The sequence below is a fragment of the Sediminibacterium sp. FW305-C-61 genome, from assembly GCF_058231065.1.
The window spans coordinates 301351-319498 of sequence record NZ_JBIQXR010000002.1 but is presented as its reverse complement, the minus strand read 5'-3'; the positions used below and the strand labels follow the sequence as shown (position 1 = coordinate 319498).

At 39.8% G+C, this 18148-nt stretch carries 16 protein-coding genes; 4 read left to right on the top strand and 12 right to left on the bottom strand.

Translation table 11 applies throughout. The annotated features are described in order from the left end of the window. Positions 1–123: 123 nt before the first annotated feature. The 4 genes from ACH30E_RS06550 to ACH30E_RS06535 form a co-directional block, all read right to left on the bottom strand. Complete coding sequence (locus ACH30E_RS06550) at positions 124–888, bottom strand: ABC transporter ATP-binding protein (RefSeq protein WP_294996057.1); 765 nt, start codon at positions 886–888, stop codon at positions 124–126. 2 nt (positions 889–890) lie between these two features. Further along, complete coding sequence (locus ACH30E_RS06545) at positions 891–1376, bottom strand: hypothetical protein (protein ID WP_294996054.1); 486 nt, start codon at positions 1374–1376, stop codon at positions 891–893. Between the two features lie 367 nt (positions 1377–1743). Next, entirely contained in the window at positions 1744–2757 is a 1014-nt protein-coding gene (fbp, locus tag ACH30E_RS06540) for a class 1 fructose-bisphosphatase (protein ID WP_490824141.1), read from the bottom strand. Between the two features lie 142 nt (positions 2758–2899). Beyond that, on the bottom strand, positions 2900–3400 hold the full coding sequence (locus ACH30E_RS06535; RefSeq protein WP_490824140.1) for a CAP domain-containing protein: 501 nt from the start codon (positions 3398–3400) through the stop codon (positions 2900–2902). A 291-nt stretch (positions 3401–3691) separates the two neighbouring features. Here ACH30E_RS06535 and ACH30E_RS06530 point away from each other — a divergent pair, with 291 nt between their 5' ends. Together ACH30E_RS06530 and ACH30E_RS06525 are read left to right on the top strand one after the other, a co-directional pair. Next, positions 3692–5332 carry a M28 family metallopeptidase gene (locus ACH30E_RS06530; protein ID WP_490824139.1) on the top strand — a complete coding sequence of 547 codons (1641 nt, stop codon included), beginning with the start codon at positions 3692–3694 and terminating at the stop codon, positions 5330–5332. Between the two features lie 168 nt (positions 5333–5500). Next, on the top strand, positions 5501–6763 hold the full coding sequence (locus ACH30E_RS06525; protein ID WP_490824138.1) for an aspartate kinase: 1263 nt from the start codon (positions 5501–5503) through the stop codon (positions 6761–6763). A 150-nt stretch (positions 6764–6913) separates the two neighbouring features. Here the strand turns inward: ACH30E_RS06525 and ACH30E_RS06520 are convergent, their stop codons facing one another. Next, a complete protein-coding gene (locus tag ACH30E_RS06520) occupies positions 6914–7633 on the bottom strand; it encodes a C40 family peptidase (protein WP_490824137.1) in 720 nt (239 codons plus the stop codon). A 353-nt stretch (positions 7634–7986) separates the two neighbouring features. Here ACH30E_RS06520 and dnaE point away from each other — a divergent pair, with 353 nt between their 5' ends. Continuing rightward, entirely contained in the window at positions 7987–11658 is a 3672-nt protein-coding gene (gene dnaE / locus ACH30E_RS06515) for a DNA polymerase III subunit alpha (RefSeq protein ID WP_490824136.1), read from the top strand. Positions 11659–11847: 189 nt separating this feature from the next. Further along, positions 11848–13089, top strand: coding sequence for a DUF418 domain-containing protein (locus tag ACH30E_RS06510; protein ID WP_490824135.1), 1242 nt, complete (start codon positions 11848–11850; stop codon positions 13087–13089). A 99-nt stretch (positions 13090–13188) separates the two neighbouring features. Here ACH30E_RS06510 and ACH30E_RS06505 read toward each other — a convergent pair whose 3' ends face one another. The 7 genes from ACH30E_RS06505 to ACH30E_RS06475 form a co-directional block, all read right to left on the bottom strand. Then, positions 13189–13539: a bleomycin resistance protein gene (locus ACH30E_RS06505; protein ID WP_490824134.1), complete on the bottom strand. Its 351-nt coding sequence runs from the start codon at positions 13537–13539 to the stop codon at positions 13189–13191. Positions 13540–13736: 197 nt separating this feature from the next. Next, positions 13737–14672, bottom strand: a complete 936-nt coding sequence (locus ACH30E_RS06500) for a hypothetical protein (RefSeq protein ID WP_490824133.1) — start codon at positions 14670–14672, stop codon at positions 13737–13739. Positions 14673–14771: 99 nt separating this feature from the next. Next, positions 14772–15341 carry a helix-turn-helix domain-containing protein gene (locus tag ACH30E_RS06495; RefSeq protein WP_490824132.1) on the bottom strand — a complete coding sequence of 190 codons (570 nt, stop codon included), beginning with the start codon at positions 15339–15341 and terminating at the stop codon, positions 14772–14774. A gap of 217 nt (positions 15342–15558) precedes the next feature. Next, a complete protein-coding gene (locus tag ACH30E_RS06490) occupies positions 15559–16206 on the bottom strand; it encodes a hypothetical protein (protein ID WP_490824131.1) in 648 nt (215 codons plus the stop codon). A gap of 158 nt (positions 16207–16364) precedes the next feature. Then, positions 16365–16733, bottom strand: a complete 369-nt coding sequence (locus tag ACH30E_RS06485; RefSeq protein ID WP_490824129.1) for a VOC family protein — start codon at positions 16731–16733, stop codon at positions 16365–16367. A gap of 139 nt (positions 16734–16872) precedes the next feature. Next, positions 16873–17532 (bottom strand): hypothetical protein, encoded by a 660-nt coding sequence (locus ACH30E_RS06480; RefSeq protein WP_490824127.1) that lies wholly within the window; start codon positions 17530–17532, stop codon positions 16873–16875. A 24-nt stretch (positions 17533–17556) separates the two neighbouring features. Then, positions 17557–18138, bottom strand: a complete 582-nt coding sequence (locus tag ACH30E_RS06475; RefSeq protein ID WP_490824126.1) for a carboxypeptidase-like regulatory domain-containing protein — start codon at positions 18136–18138, stop codon at positions 17557–17559. Between the last annotated feature and the right edge of the window lie 10 nt (positions 18139–18148).

Here is an 18148-nt window from a genome sequence, read left to right as displayed (position 1 = left end):
AAATTTTTAAAATCTCTTTTCAACTATTATTATTGTCCAAATAAAAAATAAATAATTAAATCCGACATCAGACATCAGCCATCCGCCATCAAAAATCTGCCATCTGCCATCCAAACATTCTCTCTACGCTCCTTCCCTCAACACATGCCCGGTAAGCTGAATAAATACATCTTCCAGATTGGCTTTCTTTACTTCTTTGGGTTTTTCGAAACCACTGGCTACCAGTTCATCAATGAGCTTGTCTGGCGAGTTTAGTGCGATGATATTCCCTTTGTCTACAATCGCAACACGGTCGCATAAAATCTCTGCTTCATCCATATAATGGGTGGTAATAATTACCGTTGTTCCTTTATCCCTAATCTGTCTGATCAGGTCCCATAAATTTCTCCTGGCCTGGGGGTCAAGTCCGGTAGTGGGTTCATCAAGAAAAATAATGGAAGGCTCATTAATTAAAGTAGTGGCAATTGAAAAACGTTGTTTTTGTCCACCACTCAAGTCTTTGTATTTGGCTTTGGCTTTATCGCGAAGGTTTACTGTATCCAGTAAATCCATAGCGTTAATGTCACGGTTATAGAGGCCGGCAAATAGTTCAAGCAGTTCCATCAGGTTTAATCCAGGGTAATAGCCTGAAGTCTGCAATTGAACCCCTATGATCTTTTTTATTTCATTGGGTTGTTTGTCGAGGTCAAAACCTGCCACTGTAATCTCACCACTTGTTTTCTCCCGCAAGGTTTCAATAATTTCCAGGGTGGTTGATTTACCCGCTCCATTAGGACCAAGTAACCCAAAAATTTCTCCTTCCAGCACTTCGAAGCTGAGTCCTTTAACGGCTTCAAAATCGCCGTATTTTTTATGCAAATTATTAACCTGAATAATAGGTTTCGCCATAACTAAAAATTATAAACAAATCCGGCTTGTTGTTGAGAAATACCGATTCCAAGTGAAGCTTTATTATACCGTTGATTGAACAAAGTTACGGCGGTATTTAAATTACGCTGGCTTTGTACCAATAAATATCCGCTGGTAAGCGTAGATACAAATCCACCTCCAATTAAAGCCCAGCCAACGCCTTTATCTTTATTATCGGAAGAAACACGACCGATACCGATGATCAAAGCAAAGCTACCCACTATACCAAGTACCTGCCCCGATATTTTATTACTCTGGTGCTTGCGGTATAGTTCCATCAATTGAGTGTCATTGTTTCGGTAAAAAAGCTGCATAAATTCTTTGCTTCCTCTATAAAGGGTATCGCGGTAGATGATACTGTTGGGTTTGGGATTAATAATGTAATGCATCTGTCCCGGCGTTATTCTTTGTTGGGCGGATAAGCCCTGAACCAACAAAACTGCCAGGAGAAAACCGATGAGTTTCATAAATGATGAATAATGAATGACGAATAATGAATGATGAAGTTAGTACAAATAAGTTATTTCATTATTCAGAGGTATTAAGTATTAGGTATTAGGTATTAGGGGTTAGCCTTTAACAATTAGCTAAGAATGCGAATCAAGGGTTGAAATTTCATAGGAGGGGCAATGGAACGCAGATTTATCATGATTATCATGATAGATCATGATAAATCCGTGTTCTATCTAAGCAGCCAAATTAGATTAGAAGTTATTAATTAATAGGAGCCTGCTTTAATGAATTCAAAATACCACTCTATCGAAAATTTCCTCATTTTTGGCAAATTTCAACATTTGATTCGCATAATTAGCTAACACCTAATACCTAACCACCTCATTCCACATTCAAATGGCTTTCCAGTTCAGCCATCATTTCACTGCTCCCTATAAACAGAGGGGTACGTTGGTGTAGTTCTGTAGGTTGTATGTCGAGAATACGTTGTACGCCATTGGTTGCTTTTCCACCCGCCACTTCCAGAATAAAGGCAAAAGGGTTTGCCTCATACAGTAGGCGCAATTTCCCTTTGGGTTTATCGGTAGTGCCTGGGTACATAAAAATGCCGCCCTTTATAAGGTTACGGTGTACATCGGCTACCATACTACCAATATAACGTTGGGTGTAAGGGCCGCCTGTTTCTTTTGTTTTACGCTGACAGGCATCAATGTATTTCCGCACGTTAATATCGTACTGAAAGAAATTACCATGATTCACTGAATAAAACTTTCCTGTTGGAGGACATTTTATGTCGGGGTGACTCAAACAAAACTCTCCAATTGATGGATCGAGGGTAAAACCATTTACGCCTCTGCGTGTAGCATATACAAACATGGTACTGGAACCATAAATTACATAACCCGCTGCTACCTGACGGTTACCTGGTTGCAGAAAATCTTCCTGGGTACAGGGCTTCCCTTTTTCACTGATACGGCGGTACACGCTGAAGATGGTTCCGATAGAAACATTTACATCAATATTACCACTACCATCCAGCGGATCGAACATCACTACATACTTGCTTTGGTTACTTACTTCATCATCGAATACCACAAAATCATCCAGTTCCTCACTCCCAATACCTGCACAACTGATACCATGCTGTAATACCCCCATGAACTGGTTATTAGCATAGATATCCAGTTTCTTTACATCCTCTCCCTGTACATTGATCGTGCCTGCATCACCAAGAATATCAACCAGTCCGGCCTTGTTTACCTCAACGTTAACACGCTTGGCCGCCAATCCAATATCACGCAGTAAACTACTCAGTTCTCCCGTTGCAGTAGGGAATTGTCTTAATTGTTGTAATGTAAATTCATCGAGTGTAAGAATCCTTCTGTTAACAGTCATAGCAGGGCAATCGTTTGAGCGAAGGTATTCAATTTGGAAATTTGAAAATTTGGAAATTTGGAAATGAGGATTCAGCTATGTAATAGTTACACATTAAACTACCCACTACATTTTCAAATTTCCAAATTTCCAAATTTTCAAATTACTCTCTTCTCATAAAAAGTTGCGTAAAGAAAATCACCCCTTTATTATCGCGATAAACACCTATTCCTGTTAGTGTATAATTGCCTTCAATATTTTTTTTATGCCCCGGACTATTGATCCAGCCCTCTACTACCTCTTTGGCTGAAAGTTGTCCATAAGCCACATTCTCCGCTGCGGCTCGCATGGTTCCTTCGGTTTTGGAGATTGCTGCAATACGCTCCTCAAATCCATTATGACTAAACGCTGTTTTTTTCAGTGCCATATTCTTACTGTGTTGGGCAGCCTGCTGATCAGCTATATCAAGCGAAGACAATGCATTCAGTCCTTTCTTTTTCCGGTATTCATTTATATGGTGCAGAATATCGGTCGCCATATCAACTGCATTAAAAACTGCTGCTGTTGCTGGCTTGCTGCCTGAAGCAGGTGCAATATTTCTTGTACAGGAAAAAAGCAATACAGGCATCATTAAGCCCAATAAAAAACTACCTCTTTTAATCATGTTTATCAATTTACATTGTCTTATTCCTACCCTGCGAAAACTTCGCGTTCTCATGTTCTCTGCGGTGAACTTGCTTCGTTGTTTTCACGGGCGGAAATTCACCGCAGAGAACAAGTGAACACAGAGACTTCGCAGAGGTATTAGGTAGTAGGAATGCAACAACTGTACCAAATACAGCCACCCCGTTTAAATGATGTAAAAAAGTAACGTTGCATTCCTTATAAACCTACGCCGCTAAATAACCTAAAACTGTTAACTTAGAAGCTTTCATTATCGTTAAAATTAACCACCATGAATAAACTTAATCTGGGCATCTGTTTACTGGCAATGGCTGCATTTTCAGCCTGTTCAACTGGTTTTGACCCGGAAGATGGTCTCGCCACTTTCAATGCCGATAGTGTAAAACAACACGTAAGCGTGCTGGCTTCAGACTCTTTTATGGGTCGAAAACCATTTACGGAGGGAGAAACCCTGACGGTAGATTACCTGAAAAACCAGTTTAAGCGAGCCGGCCTTGAAACCGGCAACGGTGATAGCTATGTTCAGGAAGTTCCCATGGTTAGTCTACTGGCTAAAGCCGCTCCTTCCATGGAAGTACAATCAACAAAAGGAAAATTCAACCTGAAAGCATTTGATGACTATATCATCTGGACCGACAAAGCTGACTCTATTGAAACCTTAGACAAATCTGAACTCGTATTTGCAGGTTATGGAGTAGTAGCGCCGGAATATAATTGGAACGACTATGAAGGACTTGATGTAAAAGGAAAAGTAGTAATGGTTATGGTAAATGATCCCGGTTTCTGGGTTGGTGATACCACCCTCTTCAAAGGCAAAGCCATGACTTACTATGGTCGCTGGACCTATAAATTCGAAGAAGCGGCCCGTCAGGGAGCTAAGGGGTGTTTGATTATTCACAATACAGCCGCGGCAAGTTATCCTTTTAGCGTTCAGCAAAATAGTTTCAACACATCACGTTTACGTTTAGATACAAGAGGATTGGATGTAAAAAACTGTGATGTAATCGGATGGGTAACTGAAACTACCGCCAATAAACTTTTTACCGCTGCCGGATTCGATTCTACTTTATTGGTAAAAGCTAATAAACCCGGTTTTAAAGCTGTTCCATTAGACCTGAAACTGAGCACCAGCATGACCGTTCAGGCTACTTATAAAAAATCATATAATGTAATCGGCAAAATCACCGGAACCAAAAGACCTGATGAAGTGATTATCTATACTGCACATTGGGATCACCTGGGTATTGGCCGGCCCGATGCAACTGGAGATTCTATATATAATGGCGCCTTAGACAATGCCTCCGGTACAGCAGGTTTACTCGAATTGGTTCGTGTATTTAAAAGTTTAAAAACACCGCCGGAAAGAACCATTGTTTTCCTTGCTGTAACTGCAGAAGAGCAAGGATTATTAGGGTCTGCTTATTATGCCGAAAACCCGATCTATCCGGTAACAAAAACTGTTGCCAATATCAATATGGATGGGCTAAACCGTTTTGAAGCTACCAGGGATATTGTAATCGTTGGTGAAGGACAGTCTGACCTAGAAGATTACCTAAAAGAGGCTGTGGAGAAAACAGGTGGTTATATATCCTACGATTCACATCCTGAAGCCGGTTACTATTACCGTTCAGACCATTTTAATTTCGCTAAAGTAGGGATACCCGCATTATATGTAAGTACTGGAGTTGACGTAATCAACAAAGGCAAAGCATTTGGACAGAAACTGGAAGACGATTACACCGAAAAAAATTACCATCAACCATCCGACAGCTACGATCCAACCACCTGGACCATGAACGGCGCCATCAATGATCTGAAATGGCTATTCCAGGTAGGAAAAAAACTCGCATTCGAAAAAACAATGCCGAAATGGAAAAATGGATCTGAGTTTAAGGCGAAGAGGGAGAAATAATTTGAAAATTTGAGAATTTGAAAATTTGAAAATGGGACAGGTTAAATTTTTATACTTCATTATAAACTAGCAACTCAACTTTTGCGAAGCAAAAGAAATTCCATCATTTTCAAATTTTCAAATTTTCAAATTTTCAAATTAACCTAGTTTTGCTGTAATTAATAAAGTATGAAAGTATTTAAGTTTGGCGGAGCGAGTGTTAATAGTGTTGAGCGGATAAAGAACCTGGTTGCTATTGTTGACCAGTTTAAGGGGGAAGAGTTGGTGATTATTATTTCGGCCATGGGGAAAACCACCAATGCATTGGAAAAAGTGGTCGAAGCTTTTTATGCCGGCAAAAAAGAAGAAGCACTGCAACTGTTTGAGATAGTTAAAAATCAACACCTCACCACCGCCAAATATCTACTTGTTACCCATTACAATGGTTGCGCAGCGCAGCTCAATGATTTTTTTACCGAGGTAGAATGGATGTTACATGATAAACCTGTCAGGGAATTCGATTATTATTATGACCAGGTTGTATGCGTGGGTGAATTATTAAGCACCTGCATTATCAGTCATTTCCTTAATCAGGAAAAAATCAGCAACCAGTGGTTAGATGTTCGTGATATTTTTCGAACAGATGATAATTTCAGGGATGCAGGTGTTGATTGGGATTATACTATTGAAAAAGTTACCCAAAGCTGGCAATCGGTCGTACAATCGCAAAATATATTAATTACACAAGGATTTATTGGGTCTACCGACGAAAACGAAAGCACCACCCTGGGAAGAGAAGGCAGCGACTATACAGCAGCCATTTTTGCGAATATGCTCAATGCAGAGAGTTTAACGATATGGAAAGATGTGGAAGGGGTAATGAATGCCGATCCAAAACAGTTCCCCGATGCCCAATTAATCAGTGAATTGAATTTTAATGAAGTCATAGAAATGGCTTTTTATGGCGCACAGGTTATTCACCCTAAAACCATCAAACCTTTACAGAACAAGGGTATTCCCATGTATGTAAAATGTTTCCTCGACCCTTCCCTTCCCGGAACTGTTATTCATAAAAAGAACATCAAAGGACTACCCCCAATTATTGTTGTAAAAGAAAAACAATTACTGATTCACCTGCACAACCGTGATTTTTCTTTTATGGCCGAAGCACCCATGCGACAACTTTACGATATACTTGAACGATCACGTGTTCGCACTAACCTTATACAAACCGGCGCAATCGGCGTTCAGATTTGCATGGACGATAAGGATGAAAAGACCAATGATTTTGCTGCCCAGGCAAGCAATGTATTTGACGTACAACTAGAAAAAGACCTCCACCTCCTCACCATCCGCCATTACAATGAAACCCTGGTAAACAAAATGCTCGAAGGAAAAGAGGTTGTGCTAATGCAAAAGACGAAAGAAACAATACAAGCGCTTTATAAATAATTTGAAAATTGGGCAATTTGAAAATTTGAAAATTAAAGGGTACTAAACTAATAGACTGTCTCCGCTTTAAGGAAATTCATTTAAGTGTAGTAGGAATACTAGTATAGACACTCACTCATTTTCAAATTTTCAAATTGCCCAATTTTCAAATTATTTAGCGCGTCCCGCGCCTCTAAACCTCGGCTGCCAGTATTTTTCGTTGAGGTCGCTGATCATTACGCCGCCGCTGGTGGCTGCATGTACAAATTTGTTATTGAGCAGGTAGATGCCTACGTGGGTGATGTCTTTTTTACGGCCAGTGGTATGGAAGAAAACCAAATCACCTTCCTGTAAATCAGCAAGGTCTATTTTTTCACTGGTATCAAATTGTTCTTGTGCGGTGCGGGGTAAACTGGTATTAAATACATCGCGCATAAGTACCTGTGTAAAGGCAGAGCAGTCTATACAACTTTCGGTACTTCCTCCTAAACAATATTTCGTTCCCCACCATTTATCGATGGTCTCTAAAAGAGGAATATTGGTTAACTTCTCAACAGTTGCATCTATAATCACCGCATATTTCAATTGAAGGTAACCGGCACGTTCAATATCAAAACTGCTCATTTCTTTTGCAACGGCAGCTTTGTCTTTTTTTGCCGCAGTATTTGTATTGGCATTGGTAGTACTGGTTTTATGTCTGCTGGTGACTGCTGTGCCTGGCGTTACTTCAATTCCATCAAGAAATTCCCTTTGCTGCCCGGTCGAATTAGACTTTGTAGTACTCGTTTTGGTCGTTGAATTATCCCTGGATGTAAGCTTACTCAGCGATTTACAGCTCGTAAGTACGAATACTGAGGCAAAACTTAGCACTAAAGAAATTCTATTCATCATAATATTTGCAATATAATCCCCCAACCCTTTCAGCCCAAGGATTGAGCATAAGTTTTAAGGTTTTAACAGCAGTTCCACAGATGTGGAAAAATGGCTGATGGCAGATGGCAGATGGCAGATTTCAGATTTCAGATGTCAGATGGCAGATTTGCTTAAAACACTCCCCCTCTCTACTGACAATTGACAATTGACTATTCACAATTCACGACTTCCATCCTCCCTCGGACTTTCGGACTCCCCCCCTATGTGGATAATCAATCCATCCATAAACAACCTAATTAAAGGATATTTGTAACCAGAAAAAAAAGAGCAGCAAGCTGTAAATCTGCCATCTGACATCTGACATCCCAACCATGGTTTTCTCACATCTACACGTCCATACCCAATATTCGCTGCTCGACGGTGCAGCAGCTATCGACAGTTTATACAAAAAAGCTGCCAAAGATAATATGCCCGCACTGGCCATTACCGACCACGGCAATATGTTTGGGGCTTTCGAATTTGTTAGTCAGGCATGGAAGAATACAAAAGTTATAGGTAAAGATGAAAATGGAAAGGATATACTGGCACCGCAAGTAAAACCTATTGTTGGTTGCGAATTTTATGTGGTAAAAGACAGGCATATAAAAACATTCACCAAAGAAGTAAAAGACGAACGATACCATCAGGTATTACTTGCTAAAAATAAAAAGGGATATGAGAACCTTGTAAAACTTACATCGCTAGGTTTTATTGAAGGAATGTATAGCAAGTATCCACGTATAGATAAAGAACTGATTGAACAATACCATGAAGGACTGATCGCCACTACCTGCTGTATCGGGGCTTATGTGCCCCAAACCATTTTACACGATGGAGAAGAAAAAGGGGAACAGGAATTCAAATGGTGGCTGGATCTATTTGGGGAAGATTATTACATCGAACTCCAACGACATAACATAAAAGAACAGGAAGTGATCAATCAGGCATTGATCAAGTTTTCTAAAAAATATAATGTTCCGGTTATTGCTACCAATGACAGTCATTATGTAGACAGAGACGATGCCAATGCACACGATATCCTGCTTTGTATTAATACCGGAGAAAAACAAAGCACTCCCGGCTTTGATGATTTTGTGAATGATGATACACAGATCAAAAACCGCCGCTTTAAATTTCCAAACGACCAATTCTATTTCAAAACAACGCAGGAAATGGAAAAATTATTCAGCGATATACCAGAATCGCTGGATAATACGAATCAGATTGTTGATAAGGTAGAAGTATTGAATCTGAAGAAAGATATCTTACTGCCAGCCTTTCCAATTCCACCATCGTTTCAGATTCATACAGATGCCAATCTTAACCAGTGGGAATTTCTGAAACATATTACCATGGAAGGCGCTAAAATGCGCTATGCTGATCTTACCCCGGAGATCCAGGAAAGGATAGATTTTGAATTGTTTACCATCAAAACCATGGGGTTCGCAGGATACTTCCTGATCGTAAGCGATTTCATTAAAGCAGGGCGTGAACTTGGTGTATTCGTAGGTCCCGGTCGTGGTTCTGCCGCCGGTAGTGTAGTAGCCTATTGTATTGGCATTACTAATATAGATCCAATTAAATACAACCTGCTGTTCGAGCGTTTTCTTAACCCGGATCGTAAGAGCATGCCCGATATCGATACGGACTTCGACGATGAAGGCCGTCAGAAAGTAATTGACTATGTAGTATCCAAATACGGCAAACAACAGGTAGCCCAGATCATTACCTATGGTACTATGGCAGCCAAAATGAGTATCAAGGATGTTGCCCGTGTACTCGATTTACCCCTGGCCGAAAGTAATATGCTCGCCAAACTGGTACCAGACAAACCCGGTACGGAACTGGGACGTGTATTACATGCACCACTCACGGTAAAAGAAGGCGAAAAATCGCTGGAAGAAAAAGAAGCTTACCAGCAGGAAGATATTGAGAACGTAAAAAAATTACGTGAAATATACAATGGTACAGATATACGTGCACAGGTACTGAAAGAGGCGGAAAGACTGGAAGGCTCTGTACGAAATACGGGCATCCACGCTGCAGGTATCATCATTGCACCAAAAGATCTGACAGAGCTTATTCCTGTTGCTACAGCAAAAGATTCTGATCTCTGGGTTACACAGATAGAAGGAAGTATTATTGAAGATGCCGGGGTAATCAAGATGGACTTCCTGGGTCTGAAGACCCTCTCTATTTTAAAGACAGCCCTCGAACTCATCAAACAAAACCATGGCGTAGATATTGACCTCGACAATATTCCGCTAGACGATGAAAAGACTTTCCTGCTCTACCAAAAAGGTGAAACCAATGCCACATTCCAGTTTGAAAGTGTGGGCATGCAAAAATACCTGCGCGATCTGAAGCCCGATAAATTCGATGACCTGATTGCCATGAACGCCCTGTATAGGCCCGGCCCTATTGCCTATATCCCTAAGTTCATTGACCGTAAACACGGACGTGAACCCGTTACCTATGATGTTCCTCAAATGGAAGAGTACCTGGCAGAGACTTATGGTATTACCGTATACCAGGAACAGGTGATGTTGCTGAGTCAGAGCCTTGGTGGTTTTACCAAGGGCGATGCGGATGTACTCCGTAAAGCCATGGGTAAAAAACAAAAATCCGTACTGGATAAAATGAAAAAACAGTTTATCGACGGCGCTACTGCGAAGGGACATCCTGCCGATAAACTGGAAAAAATATGGACAGACTGGGAAGCTTTTGCGCAATACGCTTTCAACAAATCTCACTCAACCTGTTATGCTTTTGTTGCTTACCAGACAGCTTATCTGAAAGCTCATTATCCCGGAGAGTATATGTCGGCAGTGCTTAACCATGCAGGAAGTATTGAAAAGATTACTTTCTTCATGGAAGAATGCAAACGGATGGGTATTAAAGTACTTGGTCCGGATATCAATGAATCACTAAAAGGATTTGCGGTAAATAAAAATGGAGAAATCCGTTTTGGTTTGGGTGGATTAAAAGGTGTGGGTGAAGCCGCAGTAGAAAATATTATTGCCGAAAGGGAGAAGAATGGATGGTATAAAGATGTTTTTGATTTCAGCAAACGGGTAGTACAGAGAAGCGTCAATAAAAAATCATTAGAGAGCCTTGCCTATTCTGGTGCTTTTGACTGTTTCCCTGAATTTCACCGTGCGCAATATTTTCATGTAGCCGATGGTGACAAATTATCGGGTTTAGAGAAAATTATTCAATATGGTCAGGCCAATCAAACGGCTTCTGCAGCAAGTGCCAATACACTATTTGGTGATATGAGCTCTGCAATGCAGGTACCCATTCCCAAAATTGCCTCTGTTGAACCCTGGACACTCACAGAATTACTCGATCATGAAAAAGATGTTACTGGGATGTTCATGAGTGGGCACCCGCTGGATCATTTTAAGTTCGAGCTTAAATATTATGGTATTACAAGCATTGCAGACTTTAATGAAATAAAAGAAACATTACATCTGCAACCAAACCCCGGCAAACAATTACGTGTAGCAGGATTGGTGATCGATGTGCAACATCGCGTAACTAAAACAGGTAAAAACTTTGGCTCATTTGTGATTGAAGATTTTAGCGGGAAAACCGACTTTATCTTGTGGAGCGAGGACTATATCAAATTCCAGAACTACCTTGAAAAAGGACAAAATATATTATTAACCGGCTTCTTCCGGAATCGTTTTAACCAGCCCAATAATTTCGAATTTAAGATCAATGTGATGTCATTACTCGAAACAGTGAAACAAAATATGACACGCAGCATTGAAATAAGCATGCACCCCGCTTCGCTTACACCTGATTTCGTTTCATTCATTGATAAAAACGTTCGGGAGTTTCCGGGAAAATCTTCCCTGCGTTTTACGCTATATGAACCCAGGGAACAATTAAAAGTAAGCCTGTATACATTAGAGAAAGGTTTCCTTATGAATGAAGATATGGCGAATTTTCTGCTGGATAACCCCGATCTGGAAGTAAGTGTGGGGCTGGTAGGATAATCTCTGCGTAAACTCAGCGCTCTCTTGTTCTCTGCGGTGGGGTTCCTTACGTCAACCTGAGGAAGGAAGGGACCGCAGAGAACAAGAGAGCACTAAGTTTACGCAGAGTAAAGCCTCCAACTGCCGTTCATCATTTTTGGTTATTCCGTCTGAAAAAATTGTATCTTCTTGTATTCAAAATTGCTACGAATGCAAGCCGAAACCCTGAAACAACGCATCATTACTGTTGATGCCCTGCGAGGATTTGCCCTTTTGGGTATCCTGTTAGCCCATATGATTTATTGGTATAATGCAGGTAATATGCCGGAAGAACTGTTCAAAAAACATGATGGCATATCTATGCAGATAGTGGGAACGATCAATGATATACTCATCTCCGGTAAATTCTTCGCTTTCTTCTCCTTCCTTTTTGGACTCAGTTTTTTTCTCCAGATGAAAAGCATGGAAGATAGTGGTCGTCCATTTGTATGGCGATATGCCTGGCGCATTACTCTTATGGGTATTATTGGTTTAATACACCATGCTTTCTGGAGAGGTGATATACTGTCTATTTATGCCCCATTAGGTTTTTTACTATTACCCATGAGAAAACTGAGTGATAAGGCCATACTAATTATCGGAATTCTATTGGCCATTAATTTGCCTGGTTTATTGATTCAACTTCCGGGTTTAATCGAACAGATGATGGCATCTGCTCCTCCCCCACCAGCAGGCGGCACACCTGGTCCGGACCTATCACAGGAATTTTTTAAAGCAGTGTATCAAAGTGATATCTGGTCGATGATGAAAAACAATATCCTAAGTATTGGTGAAAAGTTTGATTTTCAGTTTGGGAGCGGAAGAATTTATGTAACACTGGGCTTTTTTCTACTGGGTATGTACAGCGGGAGAAAAGGTTGGTTCGCGATGAATAGTGAAGAACGTAACCCTACTTTCAGAAAAATAAGAAATAAATCAGGCTGGCTGGTAATAATCACGCTTTTGATAGGCTTAGGTATGATTATTACGAATAACGTTTTAAAATTAGGTTGGGAGCAGCAACCATTACCCGGTTATATTTTTGGTATTATTTTCAATGTGAATAGCAGTGCACTTGTTGTATTCTATGTAGTTGGTATCACATTAATGATGAACAGGAAATTCTGGCAAAAAATATTATATCCGCTTGCCCCTATTGGGAAAATGGCCTTAACCAGCTACTTGTTACAAACAGCATTGGGATTAATGCTCTTTTATCATTTCGGTTTCGGGTTGGTGGGTAAAACAGCGCCCTGGCTTAACTGGGTTATAGCCATTGCATTTTTTATGTTGCAGGCCATGTTTTGCAAATGGTGGTTCCGCTATTTTTATTTCGGACCTGTTGAATGGTTATGGCGAACATCGACCTATTTCAAGGCACAACCCTTTAGGAAAACACACTCCTCTGCGTAAACTCTGCGTTCCCTCGTTCTCTGCGGTGGGGTTCCTCTCGTCACCCTGACGAAGGAACCCCACCGCAGAGAACATGAGGTTGCAGAGGTTACGCAGGGATTAAATAGATTGCCCGAAAGTGAGCAGGTTATGGTCTGGATCGAGCAACGAGAATTCTTTTTGTCCCCATGGCTTTACTGCCAATGGAGCATTAGGGTGAATAGTAACCCCATTGCTTTTTATAGATTCATACAAATGATCAATATCATTCGTGCGAATATATACCTGGCCGTAATTAGTCAAAGGATCCAATTCAGGGAAATGAAAAAAATGTATCTCAATGCTATCTTTTTGCAGAATCAGGTAATCTCCATAATCTGCGGAGGCACTAAACCCCAACTGTTGAACATAATAATCCAGCGTTTGTGTTTTATTACGCATAGGTAATTTAGGATGAATCTGCTGAAGCATATCTACAGGTTTATATTAACTGCAATTTCAGTATTAATACAGTAGCATTGAATTAAAATCAATACTACTGTCTAATTCTTCAATGATTTTATACATCCACATATACAATCAGCTTTATCGGTTAGTTATTCATGGGCCTCAAGAATAAAACAGCACAAGCTCATGGTCTATGGACCATATACCCCTCAATGCTTAACTCACTCAATAACCAAAAACTTCCTGCTCCGGGTGTCTAAGACCAGGCGATGCTTTAAGAAGAGTTTATTTCCGGTCATACCTCCTATTCCCAGTTGAAGCATTCTGTTAACCTGGCTTTCAGACGCGCCTTCCATATATGTAACATTTTCAAGAGGAATTTTAAGATTATTAACTTCTACACTATCTGAGCTAGGCAGGCTATTGGCATACATGGTTCTGCCCCATGATTGCACCGGATAACGAAGTGCCGTGGCATTTTTACCTGCCATGGCCAATGCTGTTTCTTTAGAAGTTAAAAGAGAAAAAGCACTGGAGCCGGTATCAAAAAACAAAACTGTCTTCTTCCCTTTAATGATTACTGGCAACAAAATACTTTTTTGGGCATAAGTGAAACCAGTCATCAAGCTCGTATCTTTTGCGGGAACGGTATAATTCAGTACAATTTCTTTTCCCGGATAATTAATCATAACGGTTCTGTCGTGTAACCAGTCGCTCCCCATTGTACCAATGATGATTCGGGCATTATCCGACCAGTCTATGCTTTTATTCCCTGTTTCGATCAGGTCTATTGCTTTTAAGTTTATTACAGTTTTCTGAAATTGCAATGTTAGCTCGGGCAATACCTTACTGGTATCTGCAACCCGGTAAACCGAAGGATATTTTTCCTGTATGGCATTCCATACCGGGCGATAAAAAATAGTTTTTTGGGCACCCAAATCAAACTGCATGTAAAATTGTTTCGGACACCCGGCTAATTTTACCGGCACCAGCATGGCTGCATGGGGTTCATGAAAGCCATTGGAACTATCCTGCTGCCAGACAAAATTGAGTTTATATGGATTGGTTGAGAGTTGCACCTGACCAAGGCAGGTTTGTTGAATGGCCAAAAACAAGAGACATTGAAACAGCATTTTAGGCAAAGAAAATAGTCGCATCTTTTTTTCACAAAAATACCCGTGTGTGCAGTCTGTATGCTGCGACAAGCTAAGGACACCTGCACGACAAACGCACGACATCTATTGCAAATCAACACATTAGAAGCGCATTCTGATGGTACGATGTTGAACCAGAATAACTGTTGCATTGATAAAATATAGCAACAAAAAAGGCCATAGATAGGGTATCACCGCATTTTTATTACCCATAACTGATACTACTGTATAGTTATATGCCAGTGTGCCGAGCATTGTTAGATTAATGGCTACCGTCCAGTAAACCTGTCTGCGAATGATTTGTTGTGCAAAACCTAATGCATCCCCCGAAATACCCTTTCTTCTTTTTAGCACCTGCATAGGTATGAGCCAATGTACCCAGGGTATAACAACATAGGTAAAACAGGAGAAATTCAGCAGGGTCATAATATGGCGCATATCTGCTGCTGTACCATTATTGCCGGCCGAAACTGTATTAATGTTCGTGAGCAGATCAGCATAATCCAGTTCCAGTGCTTTGGCAATGGCTTTTAAAGTAAAACTCTGAGGCGTATTGTTACCAGCTTCTATACGCTGAATGGTTCGCACGGTAATCTGGGAAAGATCGGCTAATTCTTCCTGTGTAAGTCCTTTTAGCTTTCTGGCTGCTGCGATCTTCTTTCCGACTTGCATGATGTTTACTGTAGTTATTGCAGCGGCAAAATACAGGCAAAATTGGTTTTTCTGGTTTTTAATTTGGATGGGTTTTATGCTACACTTTTTTTCACCGCGGAGAATGGAGGGCGCTGAGGTTACGCGGGGGGGGGATGAATTATTTGTTACTATACACAGAACATAGGGATTCTTATCTGAAGTTCAGTAAGAGATATTGCCGTAATAGAGTCGCTGATTATTTTCCGAAGGGGTCATCTTCGGCTTTACACAAATCTCGCAGGTGTTCAAATGCCTTGCGCAGCTTGTCATAATTGGTTGGGTCTGCTTTTAAAAAATAAATATCCCGGTAGTCAAGCGTTTCCGTTTCCAGTCCATTGGATTCAAATTCATAATAATACTCGGTTTGGTTTCCCCAAACAGGGTTGCCATAATAATCCCTGCCGGTCTGCACACGTTTAACGGTCTTTTTTTGATTATAGGATTTACTTTCAAATTTATTAACCGCCGTTTTCCCAACAAAGTAAATACGCATTTTACCCAAAGTACCACCTGCCGTAGACTTATCTTCTATCTTCGTTATTTGTGTAAGATTAAAAACAGTATGCTCAAAAAATTCTTCGTAGTCGGTATCAGAATAAACAATGGAAGAAGAAGGCTTATCATACTTGTTTTTAAAATGCTGATCATATTTTATACTACAATCCGTTAGACTTACACTTGATTCGAGCAATGCGTATCCGAGACCGTTTTTGTGATTGAACGCCTCATTCAATTTCTTCTGAATATAGTTAACCGTTTCTCCTTTGGTTAATGTTGCTTTCCCCTGAGAAAACCCCTTACTCAAACCAAACATCACTATAACAAATAAAAATGCTTTTTTCATTTGAATCTTTGATTTTTGGATTTTTTGAATTTTGAATTTTGATTTTTGAATTTTGAAATCCCCCCCAAAAAAACGATCTCACATAGGAGAGTCCCTCGTACCTCGGAGACTCTTCGACGAACTTCTTTTTGTTATCCGCACCCTGAGAAGAAAAAAACTCAAATAGTCTTACAAAAACGTAGTGTATTTCCATCTGTATCGGTAACATAGAATTCTCTTCTACCCCATGTCTGGTCAAAAGGCCCTTGGTGCACCGGAGAATCTGTTTTCAAAGCAGTATTTAGTCCACGGTCAACAAATTTTTTAAATAGCGCATCCACATCTTCAACAAATACATAAGCTACTGAGCCAAATAGGCTATCACGCTCAACAGTAGTAATCTGAAGTTCCAGTTCATTATGACCAAGGTCTACAACCGGTGATTGTTCATTATCATCCGGACAAGTGATCACAAAATCCAATATTGTTGTGTAGTGATGTATGGCTTTTCGCATATCACTAACCTTAAACAGAGGGATAAATTTCATGTTCATACTCTATTGAAAGCTGTTATATTGGAGTATAAATTAGAACAGGCTTTTATTTCCAGAATTACCACCATTTTTTTCATCTCGGAATAATAAGAATTTCACCAGGGAAAAGAGGACTTTTTTAATACCATACAACCTATCGCTTCATCAATTCACCATACATTTTTTTCAGATAGCTTTCATCTTTTGAGATTGTATCGATCTTTTTTTGATTAAAACGCATCAGATAGTAGTAATTCTTCTCTATCACTGTTGTATCTTTTTCGTCTTCTACACTTTTAGCATGCGTTTCTAAAACCCACATAAATACTTTAAGCTGCTTGTCCTTGTCTCGCAATAACCAACTATCTTTTCGTACATAGTCGCCGGCATCTCCCCATACATCTGCCAGCTCTAAATAAGATTCAATTTTATTTTGTTCACTATTGTACAAAAACATTTTAATTGAAGAAGGAACATATTCACCAGGTGTTCGTGTAATTAACCCTATTCTTTTTTCATCGAGTTTAATTTTATAAACTGCAAAAAGTCCAGGAGGTTCATGGAAATGAAATTCAGCAATTTCTTTTGGAAACAGCACTGCATCTGCGCTGTCAAGCTCAACACCTTTATATTCTCCAGTTAGTTGTTCAGGAGAGTATACTTTTAAAGTATCCATTGATATCTCCTTGTATTTGGAAAGTAACTTTTCATAATTGACATTTCCAGATATACTATTTGTTTCCTGTACTTGCTCACTGTTATTATTGCAAGACATGACTATAATAATTAAAAATAACCCCAGTACTATCTTCATAAATAATTAATATTTGATTTACGATTATTTCCAGAATTGCCACCATTTTTTTCTTTTCGGAATAACGATCACTTCTCCAAGCATTGCATTTTCATCAGCAGAAAGCATAATTAAATCAATTTTTGCTGGAAGATCACGTCTGTGTATTTTTTTTTCAAAAGAAGTAAAGCCGACATAACTCACTTCTAAATAATTCAACCTTTCCAGATTATCTTCAGGAATTACAAGCGTAAACATACCATCCTTATTTGTCAAACATGCCCGATTAGTATTTTTTAGATATACTGAAGCGAAAGCAATGGGTTCTTTTGTTGCCGAATCAACTACTTTTCCCCGAATACTATATTTTGAGCTATCCATCAAATTAGGATCAATCTCCAACACTGGCATATTACTAAACCCCTTATCAATACCTGAAAGATTTATTTTAGCAGAATGAACAAATGGTATAGCAGCATAAGTATTTGCAGTTACTCCTGAAGCCAGCAACCCAATTGCAAGTACAGAAGAAGCCCACTTATTACCTGGCTGTTGAATTTCTAAATTCCTATTCATTTGCCCAGGCAATATCCGGGCACATAAATTTTCCTTCTTCGCATTTATCAATTGAATGATT

Coding starts and splice junctions, on each gene's coding strand:
- ACH30E_RS06550 (WP_294996057.1), bottom strand. CDS start 888: ATGGCGAAACCTATTATTCAGGTTAATAATTTGCATAAAAAATACGGC.
- ACH30E_RS06545 (WP_294996054.1), bottom strand. CDS start 1,376: ATGAAACTCATCGGTTTTCTCCTGGCAGTTTTGTTGGTTCAGGGCTTA.
- fbp (WP_490824141.1), bottom strand. CDS start 2,757: ATGACTGTTAACAGAAGGATTCTTACACTCGATGAATTTACATTACAA.
- ACH30E_RS06535 (WP_490824140.1), bottom strand. CDS start 3,400: ATGATTAAAAGAGGTAGTTTTTTATTGGGCTTAATGATGCCTGTATTG.
- ACH30E_RS06530 (WP_490824139.1), top strand. CDS start 3,692: ATGAATAAACTTAATCTGGGCATCTGTTTACTGGCAATGGCTGCATTT.
- ACH30E_RS06525 (WP_490824138.1), top strand. CDS start 5,501: ATGAAAGTATTTAAGTTTGGCGGAGCGAGTGTTAATAGTGTTGAGCGG.
- ACH30E_RS06520 (WP_490824137.1), bottom strand. CDS start 7,633: ATGATGAATAGAATTTCTTTAGTGCTAAGTTTTGCCTCAGTATTCGTA.
- dnaE (WP_490824136.1), top strand. CDS start 7,987: ATGGTTTTCTCACATCTACACGTCCATACCCAATATTCGCTGCTCGAC.
- ACH30E_RS06510 (WP_490824135.1), top strand. CDS start 11,848: ATGCAAGCCGAAACCCTGAAACAACGCATCATTACTGTTGATGCCCTG.
- ACH30E_RS06505 (WP_490824134.1), bottom strand. CDS start 13,539: ATGCTTCAGCAGATTCATCCTAAATTACCTATGCGTAATAAAACACAA.
- ACH30E_RS06500 (WP_490824133.1), bottom strand. CDS start 14,672: ATGCGACTATTTTCTTTGCCTAAAATGCTGTTTCAATGTCTCTTGTTT.
- ACH30E_RS06495 (WP_490824132.1), bottom strand. CDS start 15,341: ATGCAAGTCGGAAAGAAGATCGCAGCAGCCAGAAAGCTAAAAGGACTT.
- ACH30E_RS06490 (WP_490824131.1), bottom strand. CDS start 16,206: ATGAAAAAAGCATTTTTATTTGTTATAGTGATGTTTGGTTTGAGTAAG.
- ACH30E_RS06485 (WP_490824129.1), bottom strand. CDS start 16,733: ATGAAATTTATCCCTCTGTTTAAGGTTAGTGATATGCGAAAAGCCATA.
- ACH30E_RS06480 (WP_490824127.1), bottom strand. CDS start 17,532: ATGAAGATAGTACTGGGGTTATTTTTAATTATTATAGTCATGTCTTGC.